Annotated in this window: 23 protein-coding genes; 9 read left to right on the plus strand and 14 right to left on the minus strand. The window is 68.0% G+C overall.

The annotated features are described in order from the left end of the window. Positions 1-37: 37 nt before the first annotated feature. Entirely contained in the window at positions 38-469 is a 432-nt protein-coding gene (locus tag ACFVMC_RS29865; protein WP_379215789.1) for a MarR family winged helix-turn-helix transcriptional regulator, read from the minus strand. Positions 470-524: 55 nt separating this feature from the next. On the opposite strand from ACFVMC_RS29865, the gene ACFVMC_RS29870 reads away from it, so the two are divergent. The 3 genes from ACFVMC_RS29870 to ACFVMC_RS29880 all read left to right on the plus strand — a co-directional run bounded on the left by ACFVMC_RS29870 (position 525) and on the right by ACFVMC_RS29880 (position 7,726). Next, positions 525-1,544 carry a hypothetical protein gene (locus ACFVMC_RS29870; protein ID WP_379215791.1) on the plus strand — a complete coding sequence of 340 codons (1,020 nt, stop codon included), beginning with the start codon at positions 525-527 and terminating at the stop codon, positions 1,542-1,544. 5,310 nt (positions 1,545-6,854) lie between these two features. After that, positions 6,855-7,256 carry a hypothetical protein gene (locus ACFVMC_RS29875; RefSeq protein ID WP_379216082.1) on the plus strand — a complete coding sequence of 134 codons (402 nt, stop codon included), beginning with the start codon at positions 6,855-6,857 and terminating at the stop codon, positions 7,254-7,256. Positions 7,257-7,459: 203 nt separating this feature from the next. Further along, entirely contained in the window at positions 7,460-7,726 is a 267-nt protein-coding gene (locus ACFVMC_RS29880) for a hypothetical protein (protein ID WP_379215793.1), read from the plus strand. 45 nt (positions 7,727-7,771) lie between these two features. Here the strand turns inward: ACFVMC_RS29880 and ACFVMC_RS29885 are convergent, their stop codons facing one another. Continuing rightward, positions 7,772-8,191 (minus strand): DUF1761 domain-containing protein, encoded by a 420-nt coding sequence (locus ACFVMC_RS29885; RefSeq protein ID WP_379215794.1) that lies wholly within the window; start codon positions 8,189-8,191, stop codon positions 7,772-7,774. A gap of 53 nt (positions 8,192-8,244) precedes the next feature. On the opposite strand from ACFVMC_RS29885, the gene ACFVMC_RS29890 reads away from it, so the two are divergent. Then, positions 8,245-8,904, plus strand: a complete 660-nt coding sequence (locus tag ACFVMC_RS29890) for a winged helix-turn-helix transcriptional regulator (protein WP_379215796.1) — start codon at positions 8,245-8,247, stop codon at positions 8,902-8,904. Between the two features lie 28 nt (positions 8,905-8,932). Here the strand turns inward: ACFVMC_RS29890 and ACFVMC_RS29895 are convergent, their stop codons facing one another. Then, positions 8,933-9,484: an NADAR family protein gene (locus tag ACFVMC_RS29895; RefSeq protein ID WP_379216084.1), complete on the minus strand. Its 552-nt coding sequence runs from the start codon at positions 9,482-9,484 to the stop codon at positions 8,933-8,935. A 50-nt stretch (positions 9,485-9,534) separates the two neighbouring features. Next, complete coding sequence (locus ACFVMC_RS29900; protein WP_379215798.1) at positions 9,535-10,110, minus strand: hypothetical protein; 576 nt, start codon at positions 10,108-10,110, stop codon at positions 9,535-9,537. 351 nt (positions 10,111-10,461) lie between these two features. On the opposite strand from ACFVMC_RS29900, the gene erm reads away from it, so the two are divergent. The 3 genes from erm (at position 10,462) to ACFVMC_RS29915 (ending at position 14,474) form a co-directional block, all read left to right on the plus strand. Then, entirely contained in the window at positions 10,462-11,268 is an 807-nt protein-coding gene (gene erm, locus ACFVMC_RS29905; RefSeq protein ID WP_379215800.1) for a 23S ribosomal RNA methyltransferase Erm, read from the plus strand. 86 nt (positions 11,269-11,354) lie between these two features. Next, positions 11,355-12,170 carry a hypothetical protein gene (locus tag ACFVMC_RS29910; protein ID WP_379215802.1) on the plus strand — a complete coding sequence of 272 codons (816 nt, stop codon included), beginning with the start codon at positions 11,355-11,357 and terminating at the stop codon, positions 12,168-12,170. 75 nt (positions 12,171-12,245) lie between these two features. Next, a complete protein-coding gene (locus tag ACFVMC_RS29915) occupies positions 12,246-14,474 on the plus strand; it encodes a protein kinase (protein ID WP_379215804.1) in 2,229 nt (742 codons plus the stop codon). Between the two features lie 7 nt (positions 14,475-14,481). On the opposite strand, the gene ACFVMC_RS29920 is transcribed toward ACFVMC_RS29915, so the two are convergent. Continuing rightward, positions 14,482-14,847 carry a hypothetical protein gene (locus tag ACFVMC_RS29920; protein ID WP_379215806.1) on the minus strand — a complete coding sequence of 122 codons (366 nt, stop codon included), beginning with the start codon at positions 14,845-14,847 and terminating at the stop codon, positions 14,482-14,484. A gap of 175 nt (positions 14,848-15,022) precedes the next feature. Between ACFVMC_RS29920 and ACFVMC_RS29925 the strand changes: the two genes are divergently transcribed. Together ACFVMC_RS29925 and ACFVMC_RS29930 are read left to right on the plus strand one after the other, a co-directional pair. After that, positions 15,023-15,247 carry a hypothetical protein gene (locus ACFVMC_RS29925; RefSeq protein WP_379215807.1) on the plus strand — a complete coding sequence of 75 codons (225 nt, stop codon included), beginning with the start codon at positions 15,023-15,025 and terminating at the stop codon, positions 15,245-15,247. After that, the gene (locus tag ACFVMC_RS29930) at positions 15,244-16,467 is read left to right on the plus strand and encodes a hypothetical protein (protein ID WP_379215809.1); all 1,224 of its coding nucleotides are present in this window, start codon (positions 15,244-15,246) and stop codon (positions 16,465-16,467) included. The genes ACFVMC_RS29925 and ACFVMC_RS29930 overlap by 4 nt, the downstream gene beginning before the upstream one ends. 65 nt (positions 16,468-16,532) lie before the next feature. On the opposite strand, the gene thpD is transcribed toward ACFVMC_RS29930, so the two are convergent. The 9 genes from thpD to ACFVMC_RS29975 all read right to left on the minus strand — a co-directional run bounded on the left by thpD (position 16,533) and on the right by ACFVMC_RS29975 (position 23,323). Then, positions 16,533-17,468, minus strand: a complete 936-nt coding sequence (gene thpD, locus ACFVMC_RS29935) for an ectoine hydroxylase (protein WP_379215810.1) — start codon at positions 17,466-17,468, stop codon at positions 16,533-16,535. Positions 17,469-17,482: 14 nt separating this feature from the next. Next, positions 17,483-17,878: an ectoine synthase gene (locus ACFVMC_RS29940; RefSeq protein WP_379215812.1), complete on the minus strand. Its 396-nt coding sequence runs from the start codon at positions 17,876-17,878 to the stop codon at positions 17,483-17,485. A gap of 73 nt (positions 17,879-17,951) precedes the next feature. Further along, positions 17,952-19,238: a diaminobutyrate--2-oxoglutarate transaminase gene (gene ectB / locus ACFVMC_RS29945; RefSeq protein ID WP_379215814.1), complete on the minus strand. Its 1,287-nt coding sequence runs from the start codon at positions 19,236-19,238 to the stop codon at positions 17,952-17,954. Further along, on the minus strand, positions 19,235-19,789 hold the full coding sequence (gene ectA / locus ACFVMC_RS29950; RefSeq protein ID WP_379215816.1) for a diaminobutyrate acetyltransferase: 555 nt from the start codon (positions 19,787-19,789) through the stop codon (positions 19,235-19,237). The genes ectB and ectA overlap by 4 nt, the downstream gene beginning before the upstream one ends. Before the next feature lie 160 nt (positions 19,790-19,949). Then, complete coding sequence (locus ACFVMC_RS29955) at positions 19,950-20,663, minus strand: response regulator transcription factor (protein WP_379215818.1); 714 nt, start codon at positions 20,661-20,663, stop codon at positions 19,950-19,952. A gap of 254 nt (positions 20,664-20,917) precedes the next feature. After that, positions 20,918-21,301, minus strand: coding sequence for a hypothetical protein (locus tag ACFVMC_RS29960; protein ID WP_379215820.1), 384 nt, complete (start codon positions 21,299-21,301; stop codon positions 20,918-20,920). Between the two features lie 87 nt (positions 21,302-21,388). Continuing rightward, the gene (locus ACFVMC_RS29965; protein ID WP_379215822.1) at positions 21,389-22,174 is read right to left on the minus strand and encodes an RNA polymerase sigma factor SigF; all 786 of its coding nucleotides are present in this window, start codon (positions 22,172-22,174) and stop codon (positions 21,389-21,391) included. After that, positions 22,164-22,595 carry an anti-sigma factor gene (locus ACFVMC_RS29970; protein WP_379215824.1) on the minus strand — a complete coding sequence of 144 codons (432 nt, stop codon included), beginning with the start codon at positions 22,593-22,595 and terminating at the stop codon, positions 22,164-22,166. Before ACFVMC_RS29970 ends, ACFVMC_RS29965 begins: the two co-directional genes overlap by 11 nt. Positions 22,596-22,672: 77 nt before the next feature. Beyond that, positions 22,673-23,323, minus strand: a complete 651-nt coding sequence (locus ACFVMC_RS29975) for a PAS and ANTAR domain-containing protein (RefSeq protein WP_379215825.1) — start codon at positions 23,321-23,323, stop codon at positions 22,673-22,675. Positions 23,324-23,402 lie beyond the last annotated feature (79 nt).

Below are 23,402 nucleotides of genomic sequence, written 5' to 3' on the forward strand. Positions count from 1 at the left end.
CGTAGCAAGTGCTTGGTTGGTAGAGAGGGGTTTTCGATCAGGGAATGGCGTTGTAGCGCACCAGATATTCGGCCAGGCGGGCGAGGTCGGCATCGGACCAGTCCTGGAAGCGCGCGGTGAACGCGGTCCGGCGCGCGGCCTCCGCCTCGCCCGCCACCCGGCGGCCCGCCGCGGTCGCGTGCAATCGCAGATTGCGGCGATTCGCGGGATCGACCTCGCGGGTGAGGTAGCCCTCCCGCTCCAAGGCCGCGACCTGCCTGCTCACGGTCGACTTGTCGAGCAGGAAATGTTCGGCGAGTTCACTGGCCTGGCAGCCGTCGCGCTCGATCAGCAGGTCCAGGATGCTGGCCGCGACCAGCGTCAGATCCGGATGCAGTTCGGCGGCGCGGCCGCGCGCGCGGCGCGCGAACGCGGTGAGTTCGCGCTGAATGGACTGGATCGCGGACCCCCGTGGCGACTCGTGCGACATAGTTGTATGATACAACTAATTGGATAGTTGCATTTACCAACCATTGGAGTCGTCCATGCAGACCTCGCCAGCACAGCTGCGGCATGTCGCCGCGCACCTCATCACCCCACTGCTCATGTGCCTGGGCATGGCCTTCGCCTACCTCGGCGCGTTCCACCAGCCCGAACCGAACCACCTCCAGGTGGCCGTGGTCGGCAACGCCCCGCAGCAGATGGTGCTGGCGCAAACTTTGAAGGACAAGGCCGGCGACGGGCTCGAGGTGGTGACGCTGGCCGACCGCGATGCCGCACTCGAGCAGCTGCGCGCACGCGAGCTGGCGGGCGCCTACGTGCCGGATACGTATCATCCGGAACTGCTTGTCGCCAAGGGGAATTCGGACACCACGGCGATGGCGGTCGAACTGGTCTTCGAACAGGTCGCCGGACAACAGGGCGTGCCACTGACCGTGACCGACATCGCGCCGACCGCGCCTGGCGATCCCACCGGACAGGGCATCTTCTTCCTGCTCGTCGCGCTCAGCGTCGGCTCCTATGCCAGCGTCGCGGCGATCGGCGCGGCGGGTGCCGGGCTGCGCATGCGGGTGCGCGCGCTGATCGGCGTGGCCACCTCACTGGTGGTCAGCGTCATCGGAATCGCCGTGGCCGGGCCGGTGTTCGGCGTCATCGATCACGCCCATGTGGGGATCTGGGCCATGTCGTGGCTGTATTCGGCGGGCATCGTGCTCGTGGGCATCGGGCTACACACCTTCCTGAAGCGGTGGACCACACTGGTGCTGATGGTGCTGTTCGTGATGCTCAACTTCACCACCTCCGGCGGGATCTACCGGCCCGAGTTGCAGAACGGGTTCTTCGGTGCGCTGCACTCGTTCTGGAACGGGGCGGGGTTCGTCGAGGGAGCGCGCAGTCTGCTCTATTTCGACGGCGGGGCCGGATTCGGCGGGCGGGTCGCGAGTCTGCTGCTATGGCTGGTCGCGGGGTTGGCACTACTGGTTGTCGCGGCGCGGCACGAGCGCGCGGAGTCGCCGGAGGCGGAATCGGCGGCCGAGGAGGAAATGGAGGAGGCCGTCGGCGTGTGACCCTCGGAGTGCGCTGTCGGGGGGCACCGGGTATGGTGAGTGAATCACGCACCAGCTCGGTGCCCTTCCCCCCTCCTTTCGCTTCCAGCAGTTTATGTGTAACCGTCGGTTACACATAAATGTCCGGATCTGAATTGCCTTCCCGAACAAGCGAACACGTCTGATTTCCGCGATCTCCCGGCGACTCGCCGGTACCCATCGGCGAGTCGTCGGACAGCGAGTACGGTATAGGCCGCCGACATGGGCGACCAACATCGCGGAAAGGCGGAGCGCTACCGATGTACGAGCCGTATTCGCACCTGCCTGGACAGAATTCGGCCGACCAGCTACCACTAGGCGCTCGCTACAACTCCGCCGACCCCATCCGGTGGCACGGCAGCCTCGTCTACCCGATGTACTCGGAAAAATTCGGGCCCGCCACCACCACGCTCACCATGCACACCATCTCGGCCGCCGCCCCGCCCGGGCTGCGCGGGTGCGGCATCGGCCTGTCCGTCTCCGAGGGATACATCGACATCGACGGCCGTCAGCTCGGCGGCGTCGACGTGTGGGGCGATGTGCTGGCCGGCGGCGTCACCTTCCAGCTCACTCCCACCGGCCCGCAGGCCATGCTCAGCCTGACACCGGTGTGGGTCGACGCGACCGGCGCCCAGAAATCCTGGACCGGCAACTACGGCATCGTCATCGAAGAATCCGCCGACGGGCGAAAGGCCCTGTGGTGCAGCGTCGGCGAAGGTCCACCGAACTTCGCCAACCTCGTCATCGGCGTCGACACCACGGCCGCCCCGGGCGGGCGCAGCTGGTTCCCCGCCGATGCCCCGGCCGCCCCCGCGCGCGGCGGTCAGGTCACCGAAGCCGCGATCCCGGTGTCGCAGCAATGGTTCGAAACCGCCGGCCAGCCCCTTCCCGGAACCGGCGTGCCGAGCCATCCTGCCGAGCCGGTCGAACCGCAACGATTCCGGGCACCAGCGGCCCAGGAACCGAGTGTCACACCGCAGGATTCGACGCATTCGCCGGCTCCGTTCGGTGGACCGATCGCCGCACCGCCCTCGCGCTTCCAGTCCGCTGACCCGTTCCGGACCGGCCCCGCGCCCGAAGGACCGGCATTCCCCCAGCGATCGGAACCCCAGGCACCGGCACAACCCCGCTTCCAGGCACCGGCAGCCACCGACTCGGCGGATCAATTCCAGACCACGCCGATGCAGCCGCCGGACCAGGTGCCGGTTCGGGGATCCACGCCGGACCTACTCCCGGAACCGCTCGCACCCGAACCGCACGCCGGTCTACCGCGCCGCCTCCCCGCGGCAGCCGCCGAACCTCCCCCGGCACCTGCCTGGCCGGAGCCGTCGGCCACCAACGCTGCGGAGATCACCCAGACAGCCATCGCTCCCCCGGAACACGACCGACCACCGATCCCGGACACAGCAGCCCCGGAACAGCCACGAACCCCAGGGGCCGCACTACCCCAGCGCACTCCCGCAGCGACCCCCGCACACCAGGATTCACCTGCCACACGTGCGAAACCGTCGAGCACGCCGGATGCGATCAACGCCGCACCGCACGGTCCGGGCCGGCTCGGCGCGCAACACCACGATCCGGGACTCGATGCGCCACAACACGATCCAGCCCGGCCGAGCGCGCAGAACCAGGATCCAGCCCAGCCGAGTCCGCAGAACCAGGATCCAGCCCAGCCGAGTCCGCAGAACCAGGATCCAGCCCAGCCGAGTCCGCAGAACCAGGATCCAGCCCAGCCGAGCGCACAACATCACCGCCCAGCACGACTCGACGGAAAACCCCACGACCCAGCATTCGACGCGCAACAACACGGCTCGGCTCCGCTCGGCGAACAACACAGCTCAGCCCTGCACGACGGACAACATGATCCGGCACCGCTCGACGCGCCTCAACACGACCGAGCCCGACTCGATGGACGAAGGTCGGGCACACCGGACACCACCCCGGCGTCGAGTCCAGTTCTGGAGCACGCGCCCGGGCCCGAAGCCCCGCGGAACCAACCGTCGGTCTCGGACGGACCTCCTCCAGACCAACCGCACACAGCGGGCTCGGCACTACCGCGACGCATACCGGCAGCGGCTGCCACGCACCGCAACTCACTGTCCGAACCCGCACCGACCCGCGCGGAGCACTCTCCGGCGCCGAACCCGGCCCAGTCGCTGACATCCGACACGCCAGCACCGGAACAGCCGCGAACGCAAGGCTCATCTCTCCCGCGGCGCATACCAGCCGCGGCTGCCGCACACCGCGATTCGGAGAAGGCTCCCACCGCGCCAGCGACAAGCCAGGCTCCGATGCCCACCGATACCTCGGCTGTCGCACAAACCATCACGGCCTCGAACGCGGCAGAATTATCCGATCGGTCGCAGATTTCCGGCACACCGCGCACGCCCGGTTCAGCCCTGCCCCAGCGCAAACCAGTGGCAGCACAACATGATTCGTCAGCCATCACACCGCCGCACCAAGTGCCGGAAACCCCCGGGACATCGACCGCGGCCCCCGAGCTGATCCAGGCCTCGAATTCCGAGGCTCCCGCATGGCTCGACCAGTCGGTCACCGCCCTGCCCGAGACCGCCCCTGCGAAACAACTCCCCCGGCGAGAAGCACCGAAACGAACAGAGGACGCGGCGCCCTCCGAGCAACCGCGCACACCGAACACCGCCCTCCCCCGTCGCATTCCGGCAGCGGCCGCGGCACACCGCGATTCCCGTTCCCCCGCTCTCACGACTCCGGAGCAGTCGCCGGCGGCAGCAGAGTTCACCCCCGGCGTGATCCAGCCGCCACCGGACATGCCGACGTGGCGCGACAGGCAGATCGACAACAGGCAGGACCCCGGCGAGCCCGAGAAAACTCCGGCTGCCGACGCCCCACGGCTTCCCGTGCCGGAAAGCGCGACAGACTGGGCGCACACACTCGAAGCGCCGCCCGAGCGACCGGCCCCCAGCACTGGACTGCCCCGGCGAATTCCGGCGACCGCCGCGCAACAGGATTCACCGCCTCGCACCGCCGCCGAGCAATCCGCGACGACAGCACCGGCAGCCCACGACCCGATATCGAACGCCCCGGCAACGCGGGGGCAGACCGCCGAGCCGGACTTCCCCCAGCCTGCCCGCCCCGTACCCGAGCGCCTTCCCGTTCCGGAAAGGCTGCCAGAATGGCGAGACAGCGGACAGGACGCCGACGACCCCCGAGCCGATCGAACCTCTCGCGCACCAGCATGGCTCGACGAAGAAGCCCCCACACCGCCCGCGCGTCTCTCGACCCCGGATAGCCTGCCGACTCGGCAGACCGACGTCGGCGGCCAGGAAGTCGGCCGAACCTCGCACAGGCCTGCATGGCTCGACCAGCACGACCTCACCGCGCCGGACTCAGCCACACCAGCTACGCGTCTGCCCGAGCCGGAACGCGCGGCGGACTCACGCGATGTGCCTTCGCCGGAACAATCGGGAACGCAGCCGCCCGCCCTGCCCCGACGAATTCCAGCGACTGCCGCACAGAATGATTCGCACCATCCAACGCCTTTCGCCGCGGAACAACCGCCGACAGCGCTCACCGCACCGGCCATGTCGTCGAGCCGAGCCACCGAGCCGGATTTCCCTCGATCACCCGACAGCATCCCTGACCAACTCCCACAGCCGGACGGTCTCCCGCAACGACGCCCCAGCCAGGTCGACAGCGAGCACAATTCCGGCGAATCGGAGGCGGCTCGGACTTACGGCACACTGCCGCAGCGGCACCCTCGACCGGACAGCGTGCCAGCGCGGTGGGACACAGAAATCGCGAGCGGGCGCAATGCCGACGCGTCGGATGCCGCGCCGGCTGCGGGGACACTGCCGCAACGACTCTCCCAGCCCGACATTGCGCCGATCAGACAGCTCGCTGAGCCGGCGTTCGAGCGAACATCCGACAGCATCGCCGACCCGGTCCCACGACCGGACCGTCTCACGGGATGGCGTGACAGGCCGAGCGAGCACAGCATCAGCGAGCCGGAGGCGGCACAGACTTACGGCACACTGCCGCAAAGACTCCCACCGACCGACAATTCGATGCAGGAGGCGGACGCCGCTCGAAGGTCGGACACAGCGCCGGGACGACTTCCCCCGCCGGAAGACTGGGCGCAGACATTCGATCTGCCTTCGCCCTCGGCTACCGGGTTGCCTCGACGGATCCCCGCTGCTGTCACACAGCGTGATTCGTCGCCCCTGACGTCAGCGGAGCAAGCTGCGGTGGCGGCGATGACCACGCCCGAGACGATCGCGGCACCGCACGATGAGCACGCTGTCGGGAGCCGGGAGGCGGCTCGACCTTCCGGCACACTCCCGCAACGACTTCCTCGACTCGACGATGTGTCGACTCGGCAGGACGCAGAGATCGCCAACGGGCACGGAACCGGCGAGCAGGAAGCGGCGCTGACGTCCGACACACTGCCGCAACGACACCGTCGACTGGACAGTGCACCGACATCGCGAGGCGCTGTGATCGGTGACGAGCAGGATGGCAGCACACCGGATGCAGCGCCGCCTCCCGGGACACTGCCGCGACGGCTTCCTCGCCGCGACAGCGTCCCGGGCGGCGAGGTCGGTGACAGGTGGAGTGTCGGCGGATCGTCGAGCGATCAGGGGTCCAGCACTGTGCCGGAGCGTCTTCCAAGGTTGGAAGACATGCCGGACTGGCCGCAGGCGGCGGACCCGCTGCCGACCGAACCGCAACCGACCTCGGGAAATGGGCTGCCAGTACGTATTCCAGCAGTGGATGCCAGGCAGCACGGCGTGCTCGATTGGTCGGCTACCGCGGTGTCGGATGGTCTCTCGACATCCGAGCCGTACTTCGGGGATGTGCACGGACGGGACGAGCCGAGCTCGACCGCGCTGTCAACAGAACTGCCGTGGGCCGACTCCCCGGCAACTCGACCAGCCACCGCATCTACCGAACTGGCGTCCGGCTATGCGCCGGAAACCGAATCGGCCCCGACGTCCACCGGGCTCACATGGGGCGAGATACCACTTCCACCGAGTACGTCGGCCGAACTGGTGTCGAACCACGCGCCGAAATCCGAATCAGGCCCGGCGCCCACCGAACCGGCATGGGACGGCACCCCAGCCGCTCGGACGAGTGTGGGGTGGGCCGAACCGGTTTCGGGGCATGCCCTGGACACCGCACCAGCCGCGGTCGTTGGCGAATCGGGGTCGTGGCACACGCCGGAGACCGGAGCGGGCGCGCTCTCCGCTGAACTGGCGTGGGGCGACGCACCCGAGTTCGGGACGTCTGCGGCGCCGAGTGGGGCCGTCTCGGGTGATGGTCCGGCGGGGGTGGATTGGGCTTCTGCTTGGACGCCGCGACAGGGGTCGAACGGGCCCGCGCCGGAGGCCGACGGGAACAGGCCAGAATTCAGCGGGGGCAGCCCGGAGCTCCGCGACGACGGTCCACGACTCCGGGACGTCAGCCCCGAACTCGACAGCGACAGGCCACGACTCCGGGGCGACAGGCCCGAACTCGACAGCGACAGGCCACGACTCCGGGGCGACAGCTCCGAACTCGACAGCGACAGGCCGGAACTCGGTGGGGACGGCGCGGAATTCGGTGGGGACAGGCCGGAACTCGGGCACTGGGGGGATCAGCGGACGACGCGGGATTGGTTCGGCAACGAGCGGCCGGTGGAGGCGGGGCCGGTTGGCGGGGGTGGTGTGGCCGAGGTGAACTCGTGGCAGGTCGAGGTGGCGCGGCAGGTTATCTCGGCGAATGCGGCCAGTGGGGAGACGAAGCAGGATTGGTTCGGATCGCGCAATGATGCAGAGGCTGCATCGCCGGTCGAGTCGCTGTATTCGGGTGTGGTGCCGCAGGATTGGGCACCGAACCAAGGTGATGGTGGGTGGCAGGCGTTCGCGGACCCTGATCCCGGGATGCGCACAGCGCTGTATGACCTGGGTGTCGCCATGTACGGGCGTGGCGAGGAGGACGAGGCGTGCGGGCTGTGGGCCCAGGCCGCGGCAGCGGGGCACGCGGGCGCCGCCTACGACCTCGGCGTGGTTCGATTGCGGCGGGGCGATGTCGCAGAGGCCGAACGCTGGTGGCGCGCGGCAGCCGAACAACACGAGAACCGGGCCGCCGCCGGCCTGGCCGAACTCCTCGACCGGCAGGGCAACAGCGATACCGCCGCGTCTCGCTGACGGCTGCTCAGCGCCACCAGCGCAGTGCGATGCCGCATCCGCCCGCTACTCGAGCAACCCGATCGCCGCAGTCATGCCGAGGAACAGGACCAGCTGGTAAGCGCCGTTGATCACGGTGAGCCGAACAGGTTTCTGCTCGAAGCCGTTGTGCTGCGCCAGGGTGGAGAGCGAGAACCCCAGCCACGCGGCAAGACCGACCGCCAGGGCCGACCAGATCGAGTCGGTGCCGAAGAAGTCGGAGGCCAACGAGCAGGCGACGGCGAGCCCCAGCGCTGTCACGACGATGGACACCACGAGGATCGCGAACGGCGCTTTGCCGGCTCGCGCCGAGTCCTCCTTGGTGACGCCTGTCAGCTCCCGCCACGCGCTACCCACGAGCCCCCAGTCGCTGTACCAGATCCAGGCGATGGCCATACCGACCACGATCGCGACTACGACGGCCAACCAGTTGATGCTCAGTTCCATGGAACCCCACTCTTCTCGGCAGCCGACCCTCTCGCTTGATAAAATCAAGCGTGGTGGAAAAAGTCAACCAAAGATCGAAGCCCCTCAAGACCTACGGCCAGTTCTGCGCCCTCGCGCGCTCACTGGACATCGTGGGAGAACGCTGGACCTTGCTCATCGTGCGCGAACTCCTCCCCGGGCCGATGCGCTACACCGAGCTGAAGTCCTCACTCGACGGCATCGCGACGAACCTCCTGGCCGAACGATTGCGGACGATGGAGGCCAATGGGATCGTCGAGCGCCACCTGCGGGACGGCGCCGTCGCGTTCGCCCTGACGCCCCGGGGTGCGGAACTGCGCGAGCCCATGGAGGCGCTCGGCCGCTGGGGCGCACCACTGCTCGCCACCGGCCGCGGCGACGACGCCTTCGAGCCGCGCTGGCTCACCCTCGCACTTCCCGCCCTCCTTCGCGGCACCACCTCGCCGACTCCCGTCGAACTGGGCATCGAGACGGATGGCTGCACCATGGTGGTGCGGATCGACGAGCGGGGGCCGAGCGCGTTCGTCCGCTCTGGCGATATGCCCGAGGCACTTCTCGTCGCCTCGCCCGAGATCGTCGTCGGGCTCGCCGCCGGAGCGATCGGCATCGAGGAGGCGGTCGCGACGGGCGGGTTTCAGGGCGATCCACGCGTCCTGCATGCCGTGTTCGACACCGCGCCACCGCGGGACAACTGAGGCGCACGCCCCGGCTGGAGCAGCGGACTCAGCCGGCCGCGCGCAACTGATCGCGGGCCGCCATGAGAGCGAATCCGAGCAGGTTCGAACCGCGCCAGCGGGCGGGGTCGTCGGCGCGCGGGTCGTCCGCGGCCAGGCCGATCCCCCAGATCCGGTCGACGGGGCTGGCTTCGACGAGCACCCGCTCCCCGGTGCGCAGCAGGTAGTCCGCCAGCGGTTCGTGTTGCCCGAACTTGGCTACGCTCGCGGTCACGACGATGTCGAAACGGGCTGCGCTCCAGGCATTCTCGTCGAATCCACGCACCTTCCTGCCGAGCGACTTGGCCTGGCTGGGATGTTTCACCGCCAGGATGCGGGCGGCGGTGTCGGTATCGTCGAACAGCATCGCCTTGCCCCACATCATGTAGTGTTCGGCGCTGCGAAACGTGTTGTCGCCAACCGTGAACTCGGCCGGCCACCACTGGCTGAGCGCGCCGGGTCCGATGCTGTTGTCCCGTTGCGGCTGGTGCCCCCAGAATTTCAGGTACTTCACCTTGCCGCCGGATCGAAGGAAAGCGGTCAATTCCGGCACAGAACTCATGGTCACGGCTGTCAGCGTGGCACAGCCGGGTATCAGCTTCAACGGAGTTGTCAGGCGAGCGCGAAGGTCAGCAGCTGCACCGGCCCACCGGCATCCCGCGACCACGAGTAGCCGAACCACACACCGGGTGTGATCTCCCGGATCTCGTCGTACAGTTGCGGGCTCGGGGACGGACGGTAGTCCAGCACCCAGGCCGGGCCGCCGTCGAGCAGCGCCGGTCCGCGGAAGACGTCGGCGGGCCAGCCCTCGATACCGGCCGCAGTGATCCGGTTCATCAACCGACCACCGTCGGGTCCGGTGTAGAAGGTCTTGCCGATCCAAACCGCGGGCGTCCACGCCTGCATGTCGATCGGGCGGATCACCCATCCGTCTTTCACGCCCATGGGCACCGCGCCGAGTGCGGCGGCGCGGAACAGGGCGTCCTGCTGGGCCGCATTGCAGCGGAAACGCAGCGAATCGATGGTTGCCGCCCGATTGCCGTCATAGAGAACGCATCCGCCGCCGTAATCGGCGTCGGCGTGTGCGACGGGCAGCGCCAGCGGTGCGAAGACCAGTGCTGCACCGAGCCCCAGGGGGAGCAACCATCGGAAAGCGGCGGGATGACGAGCGTTCTGTCGGGTGCGCATAGTGGGTCCTCCAAACCCCCGGCCTACCCAGATGCTAGTTCGCCATAAGTTTGCTATCTCGAACCGACATCAAAACGCAACGCCCGGAAAATCGGTTTCGCGAGCGACCGTCCACCGGTAGGTTGACCGGCATGGGTAGTCCAGGCGGGAACGGGGCGTGCGCGGTCGGCGCGTTCTACATTCGGCTGCGCACGGTGGCCTGGGCTCGCCCGGCGCACCGTGCCCCGATCACGCGGTAGTTCTCCGCGGCGATCGGATCATCGACCGGCATTGCGTCGGTCCATCGTGCCCCGGCGTGGGTCCAGGCGAATCACGGATTCCTGATTCGACCACTCCTCTCGGAGGACACCCATGTCCCGTTCGCTGCCGCCGCATGCGCGCACCTCGAACAACCGCAAGAAGCTGTCCCAGAATTTTCTGGCCGACACCCGCACCGCGGATCTGATGATCCGCCACTCGGGGATCGGCGCAGACGACCTCGTCGTCGAGATCGGCCCCGGTGACGGCATGCTCACCCGCAGACTGCTCGGCGTCGCCGGGCAGGTACTCGCCTACGAGCTGGATCGGCACTATGCCGACCGCCTGCGCCGCCGCTACGCCGACGACCGTCGAATTCGCTGCTACCACAGTGATTTCCGAACCGTCAGCGCGCCGCGCGAACCGTTCGCCGTGGTCGCGAACATCCCGTTCGCCGGCACCACCGAGATCGTGCGCTGGTGCCTGTCCGCGGGGCAGCTGACCTCGGCCACCCTGCTCGTGCAAGCCGAGTTCGCCCGCAAGCACACCGGCGACTACGGCCGCTGGACGAAGCTGGCGATCACCCAGTGGCCCACTGTCGCACTGGAACTGGGGCCGCGTGTCGACCGCACCCGCTTCCGGCCGATACCCCGGGTCGACGCCGCGATCCTGCACCTGCGGTCGCGCCCGCAACCGCTGCTGCCCGCGGCCTCGCTGCCCGATTACCACCGTCTGGTCGATCTCGGTTTCTCCGGCATCGGCGGCTCGCTGGCCGCCTCCCTCTCCCGGGCCCGGCCCGCCCGGATCGTTCGAAAGGCCTGTACGAGCGCGGGTATTTCGCTCGACGCACCGGTCGGAGTCGTCGGACCGGACCAGTGGCTGGTGCTGTTCACCGAACTCGGCCGCGCCCGGCACCGGTGACCCGTCGGAGCCGGATTTGACTTAGGGTTGCTGGCGGACCGAGTAGTGGGTAGGCCATGGGGGTCTCGCCCGGGGAGGAATCGTTCGTGACGAACCCGAGTCAACCGCAGCCGCAGGACGCGCCGGGGCCCGAGCCGGCAGGGCAGGTACCGCCCAGCCCGTATCCGGCGGCGGGACAACCGATTCCGCAGGCAGGCGCGCCGCAGACAGCCGTCTACGACCCGAATTACGCCGCTGGGCAGCCGGTTCCGGGGCAGCAGCCCCAGCACCCGTATCCCGGCGGCGCGATTCCGGGCGCCCAATATCCACACATGGGGCAGCCCACGCCGAGTACTCCCGGTTATCCGGGAGCCTACGGGCCCGGCTACCGGCCGCAGCCCAGCCCGCCCGGTGCGGGACTCGGGCGCGTGGCGGGCGGATTGCTGCTGCTCGGCACGGTGATCAGTATTGCCAGCCGGTTCATCTGGGGCCGAGGCTGGACCTCCTACGGCGGGGACATCTGGGTCGAGATTCCCCTCGTCGTCATCTCGCTGACCGGCCTGGTCGCGGCGATTCTGCTGCTGATCGGTTCCCGCACGGCGACTCGGCCGGCCTTGGGAGCGGCCGCGGCGGGCATGCTGTTCGCCTCCACCCTCAGCGAGGCGGTTGTCGGCCCGTATTGGTTCGGGGTCGTCTCCGCGATCTTCATCACCACCGCGATCGATATGCTCATCGCACTCGCGGCCATGATCACCGCGATCCTCGCCGCCACCAAGACCGGCCAGAACGCTACGCCACCGAGTCGGTTCGGCCAGAACGCCTGGGGTCAGCCGCCGGCCGCGCAACCCGGTCAGTGGGCGCAGCCGCTCGGGCATCAAGTCCCCGGCCAGCCGGTCGCGCCGCAGTACCACCCGCCGCAGTAAGTCGGCGGCGGCCGGAAACCGCACCGGCTTCGCGGATGGGCACGCGCTGTCGGCGGGCGGGGTTACGATGCGGAAATGGCACATCCGGCGGGTCCGGGGGCAGCGGTCGCGGGCCGCTCGCCCGGCAGCGGGGTGGGTGAGGTGGTGCGGCGGTTCGCGCAGGCCTGGGAGGTCGAGCGGGAACCGCCGCGGCTTCCGGAGTTCCTACCGGACTCGCCCGCGATCCGGCGGGTGTCGTTGATCGAGCTGGTCAAGGTGGATCTGGCCAATCGGTGGGCGCGGGGACACGAGCCCAAGCGCCTGGCCGACTATGTCGAGGAGCTCCCCGAACTGGGTAGCTGGCCGCTGCCCCCGGATCTCATCTACGAGGAGTTCCACGTCCGCAGGCAAGCGGGCGCGCGACCGGACGTGGCCGAGTACACGGCCACGTATCCGGCTCAGGCCGAACAGCTTTCGCAGCTGCTGGCCACCGACGACTATCACAGCACGCTGCTGTCGGCGGCCGCCGAGCCCGCCCGCCTGGACGACATCGAGCCGGGCCAGCGCGTCGACGACTTCGATTTGATGACCGGTCTGGGCCGCGGGGCGTTCGCGCGGGTGTTCCTGGCCCGCCAGCGCTCCATGCAGCGGCTGGTGGCGGTGAAGATCTCCCAGGACCACAGTGCCGAACCGCAGACACTGGCTCAACTGGATCACGACTACATCGTGCGAGTCTTCGACCAGCGTGTGCTCGAGGAACGTGGGCTACGGCTGCTGTACATGCAGTACGTGCCCGGCGGCACAGTGTTCACGGTTCTGGAACGGGTCCGCGCCACACCGCCGGAGCGGCGTTCGGGTGCGCTCCTGCTCGAGGTCATCGATGGCGTATTGGCGGACCGGGGTGAGATCCGACCGGCCGAGTCGCCGACTCGCACCGAACTGGCCGGGCTGTCGTGGCCGGAAACCGTGGCGTGGCTGGGTCGCCGGCTGGCCGAAGCGCTCGATTACGCCGATCACCGCGGCGTGCTGCACCGCGATATCAAACCCGCGAACGTGTTGCTGACCGCCGAGGGTCTGCCGAAGCTGGCCGATTTCAACATCAGTTTCAGCGGCACCGTGTCCGGAGACAGCCCGGTCGCGTATTTCGGCGGCTCGCTGGCCTACATGTCGCCGGAGCAACTCTCGGCCGTGCACCCCGACCAGCCGACCACCGCCGCCGACCTCGATATTCGCAGTGACCTGTTCGCGCTCGCGGTCATGCTGTGGGAACTGCTCACCGGCGCGAAGCCGTTCGCCGACGACGGCGTCACCGGCGGTGACCGCACCACGCTGGACGGCATGCTGCGCCGCCGCGCGGCGAGCCCGGCGGCGCTGCCGTACCAGGCCCTGCCCGAGGACTGTCCGGCGGCGCTGCGCCGCGCGCTGGCCCGAGCCTTGGAGCCGGATCCCGATCGGCGCTGGGCGAACGGCGCGGAGCTGGCGCAGCAGCTGGAGGTGTCCCTGGATGCCCGCGCCCGCGATCTGGTCGACCCGCCGCCGCACAGCGCGCGCCGCCGCGCCCGCATGTTCATGCATCCGATCATGGCCTGCGCCATCGCGATTCCGAACGCGCTGGCGATCTGGTACAGCTACCACCACAATCGGACGCTGATCGTCGCCAAGTTCGACGCGCAGGCCCAGCACCGGTTCGATCAGATCGCGCTGACCACCTACGGTCTGTGTTTCCTGGTCGGTTTCCTCGTCACCAATCTGTTGCTCGCCCGGCTGTGGTCGACCGCGCGCGGGTTACGCCGCGGCACGGTGTACGACGCACCCACCCTGGCCCGGGTGCGGGCCGACACACTCCGCCTCGGCACCCGCAATGTCCTCACCTGTTTCGCGCTGTGGGCGCTGGCGGGCGTCGTGGTGCCGTTGAGCGTGCGCCTGTCCGGCAATCAGCTCGGCGCCGCGGACTATCTGCACTTCTTCATCACCCAGATCGTCTGCGGCGCCATCGCCATGGCCTACCCGTACTTCCTGGTCACCTTCTACGCGGTGCGCTGCCTGTATCCGATGTTCCTGCCGCACGGCGGCATCGGCGGCACGGACGCCCGCCGCCTGGCACAGCTGGATCGCCGCAGCACCTACTTTCTGGCAGTCGCTGCGGCCGTCCCGCTGCTCGGCGTCGCCGGGGCCACCTTCATTCCGATCGACGACATGGGCGGGGTGATCGTGGCGATCCGGGTGTTGTGCGTGGGCAGCGCGCTGGCCTTTCTCGCTGTCTACTGGCTGTTCCGCATGCTGGAGCAGGACCTGAACGCGCTGCAACGCATCGTCGTTCGCTAGGGCGCGGTCAGTTCTCGGTCTTGGCGGGCGCGACATCGGGTTTGCCGCACAGCGCGTGCTTCGCATCGTTCACCTGCGGGACGAAGGGGGCGACCATGCCGTCGGCCCGCAGCACCATGCCGACCTCGAGATCGTTGACCGAGCCGACGTAGGCGCTGTCGACCTTCGCCTCGGTGAGCAGCGCGACCGCCTCGGTGGTGTGCTGCGCGTCGATGGCGGCCTGCTTCATACCCGCGGTGGTGCAGATGGCCGACGGCGCTTCGCCGGCCTTGCCCGCCACGACGACCAGCTCGTGGTCGGCGAGGGCGGTTCCGGCCATGGCGACGAGCAGACCGGCGACCGCGACGACCGCACCGAGTGCACGGAATTTCATGGAGTGCCTTTCCGAACCGTTGATCTTCGAGCGTGAGCTCGGCTCGGGCAGGTCCCGAGCACCAGGGTGATTCGGTTCGGCGGATGAGACGGATGGGTCCGCTTTGTGAACATCCCAGCTTTCTGAGTGAATCCGCGGAATATGATCGAGATGTCAACGCGCGCAGGGGAGAATTATGACCGCCAGAGCCGAACTCGAACGCGAGCTGGGTGGCCCGATCGAGGCCCTCGACCTGCTCTCCGACGCCGAGATACGGGAATTACTGATGACCTTCCGCACCGCGCGGCGCATCGAATCGGACATGCTCGGCGAGTCCGTCGACAGTGTGGTCGGCACGCTGCCGTGGCCGCTGCGCCGGCCCGCGAAGAAGATCATGTTCGGCAATCGGCTCGGCCGATGACGGATCTGGTCACCAGGGCCCAGCTGGTGCTGCTCGCCCGTACCCTGCACGTGCCCGTGGAGCGCCTGACGCATCTGGAACGGATCGGCGCCGCGGGATTGCACGAATTGCAGCAGCGGATGGCGGCGGTGATCTTCGCCCAGCACGCCGCGACCTTCGAGCGGATCAGCAAGCTGGTGCCGGTGATTCCGCTGAATATCTCGATTCCCTTGGTACAGCGGCTGGTTCCGCCCATGATGACCGGGCGCGCCGCGGGCGCGGTGGGTGTGAAGTATCCGAAGAAGGCCGCCGACGCGGTGTGGATGCTCGAGCCCGGCTACGCCGCCGATTGCGCCCCCTACCTGGACCCGCACACGGTCGGGCAGCTCGCGGACATCGCCCCGCCGGAACCGCTGGTGCGGATCGTGAACGAGATGCTGCGCCGCGGCGACTATGTGACGGCCGGACCCTTTCTCGCCTATGCCACGACGGCGCTGATCCGCGCCGTGGAGGCGGATGTTCCCGACGACGAAGGCCTGATCCGTTCGGCGGCCTACGCGTACTCGGGTGAGAACCTCAGCGATGTCATGCGTCAGCTCCTGCACGGGCGATCGCATCGGATTCCGCGGATGGTGGCGACGGTGCTGGCCGGGTCGGCGGAGCTGCGGCTGGCGGCGCTGTCGGTGTTCGCCCGGTGCGACAGCGATGTGGTGGGCGCGGTCGGCGAGCTGATGTTCGAGTTCGGATCGACCACCGAGGTCACCGAATTGCTCTGTACCGCCGTGGATTACGGCGCGATACCGGAGCTGCTGCGTTTCGCCGGCAGCCTGCGCCCCTCGGCGCTGGACAGTCTGGCCGCCAACCCCATCCTCGGCGACGACGCCCGGATGTCGACGGTGGTGGCGGCGTTGGAGGGCGCCGACGAGCCCGCGTTGTGGCGTGGGTTGCTGTGCTGGATCGAGCGCGCCGATTTCGAGGTCCAGCGCCGGATCGCCGCGATGATCACGGATCTGACCGATCCTACGCTGCTGGCGGTGCCGGGCGCGGCCAGCGAAGCGCGGATCTGGCCGGCGCTGCTGCGGGTCCTGGCCGAATCCGATGCCGACACCCAGTCGCTGCTCGGCGAGGTGTGGGCGTTGCTCACACCCGCCGTGCGCGCCGAACTCCAGCATCGGGTCAGCGACCTGCAACTGGACACCCGGCTGGCGACTTTGACCGTCACGCTCGACATCTACGCGTGACGGGCCCGCCGCCCGCGCGCACCTCTCGCCCCGACAGCCGAGGCGCGCGCGGGTGGGCGGAGTCTCTAACGGATCGGCGTGAAGTCGCGCGCGGCGATGTACTCCGGCCGCCGGCCCGGTGCGGCGAACGGCTCCCCCAGCGCGTTGTCCACGCTGTTGAACACCAGGAAGATGTTCGAGCGCGGGAACGGGGTGATGTTGTTCGACGAGCCGTGCATGATGTTGGAGTCGAACAGCAGCGCCGATCCGGCCCGGCCGGTGAACTGCGCGATACCGTACCGGTCGGCCAGCGTCGTGATGTCCGCCGGCGTCGGTACGCCGATTTCCTGCTCCTGCAACGATTCCCGGTAGTGCTCGGCCGGAGTGCTGCCCTGGCACGGCACGAAGGTGCGGTGCGAGCCGGGCATCACCATCAGGCTGCCGTTGTAGGGGTAGTTGTCGGTCAGCGCGATCGACAGGCTCACCGCGCGTGGTGCGGGCATTCCGTCCTCGGCGTGCCAGGTCTCGAAATCGGAGTGCCAGTAGAAGCCGGTGCCGCGGAAACCGGGCATGTAGTTGATCCGGGTCTGGTGCAGGTAGACCTCCGAGCCGAGCACCTCGCGGGCCGGTCCGCTGATCCGGGTCTGGCGCACCAGATCCGCGACCGCGGCGCTGAGCTTGTGCACCTCGAAGACCGACCGCACGGTACTCGCCCGCGCCGTCGGCTTCGCTTCCTTCCATCCCCGAAGAGTCGACGACCGCTCCCGGATCACCCGATCGTCCTCGGCGAGCGCGGGATCGGTGGCCAGCCGGGCGATCTCGGCGCTGAACTCGGCCACCTCGCCCGGATCGAGCAGATCCTCGAGCACGGCATAGCCGTCGGTTTCGAATCCCGACAGCGCCGCCGTGCCGATCTCACCCCACACCGTGGGATCGGCGCGCTCCAGATGCTGTAGCCGCGCACCCGTGCGGGTGGGGTAGCGGTCCAGCAGGCTCGAATCGACGGGGTGCTGCAACACCATTGGCTATCTCTCCCTCAGTTCCCGGCGACGGCCACCAGTGGGTAGACGCCGTTCTCGTCGTGGACCTCCTGCCCCGTGACCGGTGGATTGAACACGCACATCATCCGCATGCGGGTCCGGGTCACCAGGCGGTGTTTCTCGTGGCCGTCGAGCAGATACATCGAGCCCGGCCCGAGCGGATAGGTCACATTGTTGTCGAGGTCGGTGAGTGTGCCCTCACCTTCGATCAACCACACTGCCTCCACGTGATTCTGGTAGTGGAAGACGTGCGTCGTATTCGCCTCGATGGTGGTTTCGTGGAAGGAGAACCCGACACCGTCACCGCCGAGGACGATGCGCTTGCTGCGCCAGCCCTCGTCGGCGACATCGCGATCGGTGCCGGTGATCTCCGCGGTGGACCTGACGATCACTGCTGCACCTCGCTGACGCTCGGCTCCGCAGTAACCGGCGATGCCGCGCACATGGTGACTCCGCTGCGTTCCGTCACTGAGCCACCGCCTTTCGCTGCCAGCCGGTGCATACCGTGTCGATCGCGCCGGTGAGCAGGTGCAGGCCGAGGTCGAGTTCCTCGTCGGTGATCGTCAACGGCGGCAACAGCTTCACGACCTCGTCGCTGGAGCCGGAGGTCTCCACCAGCAGCCCGCGTTCGAAGGCCACCTGGGTGACCTTGCCCGCCTGCGACGGGTCGTCGAAGGCCACGCCCTGCACCAGGCCGCGCCCGCGGACCGACAGGCCCGGGAAGTAGTCGGCAACCTGCCCAAGCGCCTGGCCGATCCGCCCGCCCTTGGCCTCGGTGGCCTGTTGCAGGGTGTCGTCGGCCCAGTAGTGGGTCAGCGCGGCCTCGGCGGTGACGAAGGCCGGGTTGTTGCCGCGGAAGGTGCCGTTGTGCTCACCCGGCGACCACACGTCCAGTTCCGGCTTGAACAGCACCAGCGCCATCGGCAGGCCGTAACCGCCGATCGACTTGGACAGCGTGACGATATCGGGGGTGATACCCGCGACCTCGAAGGAGAAGAACGGGCCGGTACGGCCGCAGCCCATCTGCACGTCGTCGACGATGAGCAGGATCTCGCGGGCCGCGCACAACCCGGCCAGGTGCCGCAGCCACTCCGGGCGCGCGACGTTCACGCCGCCCTCACCCTGCACGGTCTCCACGATGACCGCGGCGGGGCGGTCGAAGCCCGAGGAGGTGTCGTCGAGTACCCGTTCCATCCACTGGAAGTCCTGGGTGGTGTTGTCGAAGTAGCCGTCGTAGGGCATGTGCGCGGCGTGCACCAGCGGCACACCCGCACCGGCGCGCTTGGCCGCGTTGCCGGTGACCGACAGCGCACCCAGCGTCATGCCGTGGAAGGCGTTGGTGAAGCTGAGCACGGTCTCGCGACCGGTGATCTTGCGCGCCAGCTTCAGCGCCGCCTCGACGGCGTTGGCGCCGGTGGGGCCGGGGAACTGGACCTTGTAGTCCAGGCCGCGCGGGGTCAGGATCGTGTCGCGCAGGGTCTCGAGCAGCTGCCGTTTGGCGCCGGTGGACATGTCCAGGCCGTGGGTGATGCCGTCACCGGCGATGTAGTCCAGCAGGGGCTGTTTGAGCACGTCGTTGTTGTGCCCGTAGTTCAGCGCGCCGGCGCCGGCGAAGAAGTCGAGGAACTCCTTGCCGTCCTCGTCGCGTAGCCAGCTGCCCTTGGCCGTGGTGAACACGGTCGGCCAGGAGCGGCAGTAGCCGCGGACATTCGATTCCAGTTCTTCGAACACGGTGGTTTCGACGGAAATCACTTACTGGCCTCCAGGCTTATCGGGGCGATGTGGTAAAGGTCTTCGGCTTCGTGGCTGTCCGGGAACAACTCCGGATCGAACATCGGGTGCTTGCTGATCTGCGCGCCGCGTCGGCGCGCCACCGAGCCGAACATCGCGATGGAACCGGGATTGTCCGGCGCGATGGTGGTTTCCAGCACCGAAACCCCATGCGGGGCAACGGTATCGAGCAGATGCTGGATCAACGCGGTACCCGTGCCGAGGCCCTGCTGGGCCTGCTCGACGGCGACCTGCCACACGAACACCGTGTCCGGCGCCTCCGGCCGCAGATATCCGATGACGAATCCCACGACGCGGCCGTCGACTTCGGCGACCACCGAGGTGCCGGTGAAATCGCGACACCACAGCAGATAGGCGTAGCTCGAATTGGTGTCGAGCACTTGCGAATCCTTGGCGATCCGCCAGATCTGCGCGGCGTCACCGAGGCGCGGAGCGCGCAGCACCGGTGCGGCGAGCCGGTCGATTTCGGCGATCGTGCCGTCGTCGATCGTGGGCAAGGTTGGTGTGGACATACATCTCCCTCTTCGGGTCGTGCAGTACTTACACAGCCTTACGACTGAACTTTGCGGTGATCGTGTCGAACTCTTTGCGGTTGTATTACGAAGAGATCACAACGCCTGGTCGGGGCATGCCGAAATAAGCTCTCCCGCAAAATAATCCGCTGAATGCGAATTACGGCTGTTGCAGATCGACGCGATAGCCGAGACCGCGCACGGTCACGACGATGCGGGCGTCGGAGGGGTCGCGTTCGATCTTGGTGCGAAGCCGGCGGATATGGACGTCGACGATGCGTTCGTCGCCGAAAAAGCCGTCGTCCCAGACACGTTCGAGCAACAGCGCGCGAGAGAGCACCCGCCCGGGCGTCTCGGCCAGCTCGCACAGCAACCGGAACTCGGTGATGGTGAGATGGATCTCCTCGTCCCCACGCCGGATCGCGCCGGAATCGGGGGTCAGCACCAGCGGCGCCTCGGGGTCCGCGTCGAGCACGATCTCTTTGGGCACATCCCGCTCGGCGGTCAGCCGAGCCCGGCGGCGCAGCGCGCGCATGCGGGCCGAGATCTCCTTGATCTCGAAGGGTTTGGTGACGAAGTCGTCGGCACCGGCCTCCAGCGCGGCCACCACGTCATGGGTGTCGTCGCGGGAGCTGATCACGATGATCGGCACGTCGTGCTCGCGGCGGATCTCGCGAATACAGTCGAATCCGTCCATATCGCCGAGCATCAACTCGACGATCATCACATCCGGAGCGCCCTTGCTGCGCAGATAGGACAGCGCGTCCTCGGCCTCTTGCGCCTCGGCAACGTCGTAGCCTTCGTCCTCCATCGCCAGGCGCAGTTCGCCCCTGACTTTCTCGTCCTCGTCAACGATCATCAGGTTGGTGCTCAAAGGTCCTCATCCCTTGCCAGAGCGAGACCTCGCGCGGTGCGGAAATTCGCATCCCCAGACCGACGCGACATTCCGCCTTCGGGCAACTTGCCAACCCCTGGGGTACCCGAACCCGCAGTTCGGTAAACCCCTGCTGAGGGGGAGGGTTAGTTGCTGGCTACCGTCAACCCTTCGTCACCACCCGGGCGAAAAGCAAGTTGGCGGTGAGGTTCGACACAATTCGGGCAACCGGGACATGTCGCCCGAATCGCCGATCACAGCTCGTCGCGCGGTAGTTCCAGGCGGTTGAAATTGCTGCGGCTGCCGTCGGGCCGGCGCTCCTGATAGAGGAATCGGAAATGGCGCGCATCGAAGGTGTCGAACCAGCGCTCCCATTCCACGGGTTGCAGGATCGCGCCGCCGTAGCCGGGAAAATCGAAGCGCAGGTTTCCCAGTCGGCCGTTGGTCTCGCTGAACGGGGTGGTGGCCGGGCGCGCACCGCGCTGCTCGGCCCAGCGCCGGATGACCTCGTGATCGCGGGTGACGCGGGTGCGATCCGGCGGTTCGGTGGAATTGATCTGCTGTGCGGATTTCAGCGGCCGCGAATCACCCGGTCCGGAGTGCGGATTCCGGGCGACTGGCCGTCGCTGGCGGTCCATGACGACCCCTCCTTCAACGCCCTGATCGGTGGTCCGGTCCTCTATCAGGTACCCGATGGAACAACGCGGCAAACCGGGCGGCCCGGCTCAGTCTCGCAACGCCTGTTCCCGCAGCCCGGACAGAGTTTTGGACAGGATCCGGGAGACATGCATCTGCGACACACCGAGCACCTCGGCGATCTGGGACTGGGTCTTGTTCTCGAAGAACCGCATGATCAGCACCCGGCGCTCCCGCTCGGGCAGCTCCTCGATCAGCGGTTTCACGGCCATATTGTCCTCGACCAGATGGTAGGAGGGCTCGTCCGCACCGAGACTCTCCAGCAGGGGCAGTGGCGCGTTGTCGGGATCGTCGCCGGTCACCGCGTCGATGGACTGGGAGTGATAGGCATTGCCCGCGATCAGCGCCTGGGTGACCTCCACCAGGTCCACGTCGAGTTCGGCCGCGAGCTCGCGGGCGCGCGGCATCCGGCCCAGCCGCTGCGACATCCGCTCCACCGCCGGGCCGAGCGCGAGCTGAATCTCCTTGACCCGCCGGGGAACTCGCACCGCCCAGGTGTTGTCGCGGAAATGCCGCCGCACCTCGCCCATGATCGTGGGCACCGCGAAGGCCAGGAACGAGGACCCGCGCTCGACATCGAAGCGGTCGACGGCCTGCACCATCCCCAGCCGCGCCACCTGGAGCAGATCGTCGAATACCTCGCCGCGACCGGAGAATCGGCGCGCGATGTGCTCGGCCAAGGGCAGGCACCGCTCGATCAGCTGTTCCCGCAGCCACTCGCGGCGCGGATCAGCGGGCGCCAGCGCGGCGACCTTCTCGAAGAGCGGCTCGATATCGTCATAGCTGTCGCCCGGGGATCGCGACTCACCCGCCATCGGCCACCCCGCGCACCCAGCTGAAATCCACTGTCGTCGGATACCCGCCCGCCACCGGATCGAGCGGAGCCTGCACGGCCGCCAACGACACGGTCAGCGTCCGCACCACATGCCACCCGAACCCGGCCTGATCCACCATGGCGTCCGTACTCGCGATCGAGCGGACGCGCACGCTCATCCGCCGGTCGTCGTAGGTGTACTCGCAGTCCAGGATGGAACCCGGCACCGCGATCATGATCAGCGAGGTCGCCACCTCATCCAGCGCGAGCCGGATGTCGGTGACCTCGTCGAGCGCGAAATCAGCTATGAGCGAGAGGGTTTCGGCCAAGGCCCGCAACATGGTGAGCTGGTCGAGCCGGGCGGGTATCCGTATCCCGATCGTCGTGGTCCGGATCGAGGATCGAGGGGTCCACTCCCCCATTGCCCATCACCACCTTGTCGCGCGCATCGTCTCATCGGGCGCTTACCCGATGCGGCTGCGAGCAAACCCGGCGCGGGTCAGTCCTCGGCGGGGATACGTTCGTGCGCGGTGAGCAACAGATGATCGAATTCGGTGCGCAACCGCACCGCGGGATGCACCATCGCGGGCAGATCCGCCACCAGTTGGGCCGCGAGCGCGCGCAGCTTGACGTTCGTCTCCTGCGAGCGCCAGCTCAGTACCTGGAAAGCCTGCTCGGGGCCGATACCGTAGATCAGCATCAGCGCGCCTTTGGCCTGCTCGATGACCGCGCGGGCCGCGTACAGCTCCGGCAGGGTGTCGTCCAGGATCTCCTGACGGTTCTCCGCCAGCGTGTCGGTGACATCGATGTAGTACCCGGTGGTGCCGACGACCGCGCCGTCGTCATCGCTCATCCGATCGGCGACGACGATCACGTGGCGCACATTTCCCGCGGTGTCGATCACGCGGTGCCGGCTGGAGAACGGGTCGCCGTGCTCGACGGTCTTGGCCAGCGCGCTGGCCACCCGCTCGCGGTCCTCGGGGTGTTTGTGGGCCAGGAGCAGCTCGGTGGTCGGGACCACCGAGCCCGGCTGGTATCCGTGCATGACCGCGACCTCGTCCGACCATTCCCAGCGCCGGTCGGCGAACCAGTACCGGAAATGGCCGACATGCTGCGGTTGTCCCACTCCGATCACACGCGTCAGTGCCACCGCATCAGCCGATGCCGCCCGAAAACCCGATCCGCTCTCCACCACAGCGCAAGTATGCGTGGCATACGACGCGCAGGCG

The organism is Nocardia sp. NPDC127579 (genome assembly GCF_042672005.1).
Taxonomy (GTDB): Bacteria; Actinomycetota; Actinomycetes; order Mycobacteriales; family Mycobacteriaceae; genus Nocardia.

Bases quoted from the DNA above. Each gene is read 5' to 3' on its own strand.
- ACFVMC_RS29865 (WP_379215789.1), bottom strand. From the start codon at position 469: ATGTCGCACGAGTCGCCACGGGGGTCCGCGATCCAGTCCATTCAGCGC.
- ACFVMC_RS29870 (WP_379215791.1), top strand. From the start codon at position 525: ATGCAGACCTCGCCAGCACAGCTGCGGCATGTCGCCGCGCACCTCATC.
- ACFVMC_RS29875 (WP_379216082.1), top strand. From the start codon at position 6,855: ATGGTCCGGCGGGGGTGGATTGGGCTTCTGCTTGGACGCCGCGACAGG.
- ACFVMC_RS29880 (WP_379215793.1), top strand. From the start codon at position 7,460: ATGCGCACAGCGCTGTATGACCTGGGTGTCGCCATGTACGGGCGTGGC.
- ACFVMC_RS29885 (WP_379215794.1), bottom strand. From the start codon at position 8,191: ATGGAACTGAGCATCAACTGGTTGGCCGTCGTAGTCGCGATCGTGGTC.
- ACFVMC_RS29895 (WP_379216084.1), bottom strand. From the start codon at position 9,484: ATGAGTTCTGTGCCGGAATTGACCGCTTTCCTTCGATCCGGCGGCAAG.
- ACFVMC_RS29900 (WP_379215798.1), bottom strand. From the start codon at position 10,110: ATGCGCACCCGACAGAACGCTCGTCATCCCGCCGCTTTCCGATGGTTG.
- erm (WP_379215800.1), top strand. From the start codon at position 10,462: ATGTCCCGTTCGCTGCCGCCGCATGCGCGCACCTCGAACAACCGCAAG.
- ACFVMC_RS29915 (WP_379215804.1), top strand. From the start codon at position 12,246: ATGGCACATCCGGCGGGTCCGGGGGCAGCGGTCGCGGGCCGCTCGCCC.
- ACFVMC_RS29920 (WP_379215806.1), bottom strand. From the start codon at position 14,847: ATGAAATTCCGTGCACTCGGTGCGGTCGTCGCGGTCGCCGGTCTGCTC.
- ACFVMC_RS29925 (WP_379215807.1), top strand. From the start codon at position 15,023: ATGACCGCCAGAGCCGAACTCGAACGCGAGCTGGGTGGCCCGATCGAG.
- ACFVMC_RS29930 (WP_379215809.1), top strand. From the start codon at position 15,244: ATGACGGATCTGGTCACCAGGGCCCAGCTGGTGCTGCTCGCCCGTACC.
- thpD (WP_379215810.1), bottom strand. From the start codon at position 17,468: ATGGTGTTGCAGCACCCCGTCGATTCGAGCCTGCTGGACCGCTACCCC.
- ectA (WP_379215816.1), bottom strand. From the start codon at position 19,789: ATGTCCACACCAACCTTGCCCACGATCGACGACGGCACGATCGCCGAA.
- ACFVMC_RS29960 (WP_379215820.1), bottom strand. From the start codon at position 21,301: ATGGACCGCCAGCGACGGCCAGTCGCCCGGAATCCGCACTCCGGACCG.
- ACFVMC_RS29965 (WP_379215822.1), bottom strand. From the start codon at position 22,174: ATGGCGGGTGAGTCGCGATCCCCGGGCGACAGCTATGACGATATCGAG.
- ACFVMC_RS29970 (WP_379215824.1), bottom strand. From the start codon at position 22,595: ATGGGGGAGTGGACCCCTCGATCCTCGATCCGGACCACGACGATCGGG.